Origin of the sequence: Okeania sp. SIO2C9 (genome assembly GCF_010672455.1) — a bacterium.
Lineage (GTDB): Bacteria > Cyanobacteriota > Cyanobacteriia > Cyanobacteriales > Microcoleaceae > Okeania.
This window is the reverse complement of sequence record NZ_JAAHGO010000278.1, coordinates 1-1135: the sequence shown is the minus strand read 5'-3', so window position 1 is coordinate 1135 and position 1135 is coordinate 1. Positions and strand designations below refer to the sequence as shown.

Annotated in this window: 1 protein-coding gene; it reads left to right on the top strand. The window is 36.6% G+C overall.

Features of this window, described 5'->3' with window-relative positions:
* Positions 1-889 (top strand): histidine kinase dimerization/phosphoacceptor domain -containing protein (locus tag F6K23_RS41005; RefSeq protein WP_293167016.1); only part of this gene is annotated, 889 nt, incomplete at its 5' end.
* Positions 890-1135 lie beyond the last annotated feature (246 nt).

Here is a 1135-nt window from a genome sequence, read left to right as displayed (position 1 = left end):
TCTAGGTACTAATGGTTATTTAGCCAAAGCCTTTGACTTATCTCCCGAAGCTTTTGTCGGCAGAAAAATTGGCTTTTTTGATCAAAAATCTGAATTGTCTCGATTTATATTAGAGTTTTTGGCAAGCTCGAAGGCAACTGCCTCTCAAGTCATTAATATACCAATCAAAGACTCGATACGTAACTACTTGATAGGAGTTCAGAAATACCAGCAAAATAGTGCAGCTGTGGCGGTAGGAATTGATATTACCGAGCAAAAGCTGGCAGAAGAAGCCCTGCGTAAATCACTTAAGGAAAAGGAAATCCTGCTACAGGAAGTTCACCATCGAGTCAAAAACAACTTGCAGGTTATTTCTAGTTTACTAGACCTCCAGTCTTCTAGCCTCAAAGACACCAAGACCATCGAATTGTTCCGAGAAAGTTACAATCGAGTGAGATCGATGGCCTTAGTTCATGAGAGGCTTTATAGTTCTGCATCTCTAGAAAAGATTAACTTTGCTGAGTATATTGAAACTTTAGCTTGCCATCTGATCCAATCCTACGGTCTGAGTACAAAACCTATCGAGATCAAAATTGACTGTCAAGAAGTGTTTCTCAACCTGGATAAGGCAATTACCTGTGGTTTGATAATTAATGAATTAATTTCTAATGCCCTCAAATACGCTTTCCCTCAACAAAGGGGTGGTGTAGTCGAAATCAGACTTAAGTGTGAGGGGGAGCAATTGTTTTTAACGATTAAAGACAATGGTGTAGGTTTACCCAAAGATTTAAATTGGCAAGCACCTTCGACACTAGGACTACAATTAGTTCAGATTTTAACCCAACAACTGGAAGGAGAATTGGAACTAGAGCCAAGTCAGGGCACACAATTCCGCATTAAATTTTCTTAAGGGCAAAGCTGATTATAAAGATTCACAATCAAAGAGTCAGAAGTTAACTCTTGTATTCTTTCTTAAAAAAGCCACTCTCAAACTAAATTGCTATATTCAATAGTTAGTGTTCAATATAACTAAAATTTTACAAATAAAATTACACAAATATTGCTTTATTATTTAATTGATTATTAATGCCAAACTAATGATAGAATAAAATCCATCTAAAGATATAAGCCTGAGCTGTTTTCTGTTGCTCGAAGA